This is a genomic window from Xenorhabdus beddingii, from assembly GCF_002127545.1.
Classification (GTDB): Bacteria; Pseudomonadota; Gammaproteobacteria; order Enterobacterales; family Enterobacteriaceae; genus Xenorhabdus; species Xenorhabdus beddingii.
The window spans coordinates 1-1,157 of sequence record NZ_MUBK01000114.1; the positions used below are offsets into that span (position 1 = coordinate 1).

The 1,157-nt window shown below is 59.3% G+C and carries 1 pseudogene; it reads left to right on the forward strand.

Annotated elements, in window-relative coordinates:
* Window positions 1–1,157 (forward strand): annotated as a pseudogene (locus Xbed_RS18715) (RHS repeat-associated core domain-containing protein); the annotation flags it as partial.

Genomic DNA, 1,157 nt, shown 5'->3' on the forward strand with positions numbered 1-1,157 from the left:
TACGATTTCAGCACGCCGGATAACACGGTGCTGGCCCGTAACCAGCATATTCCCCATTGCGTGCTGACCGGTGAACTGGACGGCGAACTGCAACTGACCGACCGCCAGTCCCGGCTCACTTACCATTTTAATCACGCTGCCGGCGCTGTCCGCAAACTGTCCGCGATCACCGATCGCCGCCAGAATGCGATCCGGTTTGTCTACGATAAACAGTCGCAACTGACTGAGGTCACGCGCACCGATGGTTTCCGGTTGATCTTAGGTTATCAGGATCAACAACTCCGGACCGTGGATTATCTGGAGCAGCAAACACCCCAACGGCTGGTCACCTGCCATTATGATAAGCACGGCTACCTGCATGAGTGTGACGCGTTCCAGCACAATCACCTGTGGCATGACTATGATGCACAGGGGCGGATGATCCGCTGGCATGATACCGACCAGACCGATCTCAGCCTGACTTATGATGAACAAGGGCGTGTCATCAGCATGACTTCCCCCAGTGGCTACTGGTGTGACCATTTCCGCTATGACGATCAGGCGCGCGTCACCACCTATCGGGACGGCGAAGGCGGTGAAACCCACTACCATTATGACCCGAACGGGCTGGTCATTCGCGAAGTCGACCCGCTGGGGCGCATCACCCGCCGCCAGTGGCGCCATAGCCAGATTGTCTGGGAAGCGGACCCGGCAGGGGCGATCACCACCTTCGGTTACAACCCTGACGGTGCGCTGACCGAAGTAAAACTGCCGACCGGCGAGACGTTTTATTATGGTTATGATGAACTCGGGCAACTGATTGAAAGTGTGCTGCCGACGGGCGATCGCTGGCAACTCCATTACGATGAACAGGGCAACCTGACCGCGCTGACCAATCCGCTGGGGCACACCGAAGAATACCAGTACGGCACCCACGGCGAACTGCGCCAGCGCCTGCTGCCGGATGGCCGCCAGTGGCACTACGCCTATGATGAGCAACAACGGCTGGCAGCGGTGATGACGCCGGACGGCCAGACCACCGGCCTGCAACTGGATGAACTGGGCCGCCTGCGCCAGCTCACCGATGCCCTCAAACAGCAGACGCATTATCGTTACAGCCCCGACCATGCCAGCCTCAACGGCAGCCTGACCGAAGTGGAACGGGCGGACGGCACCAC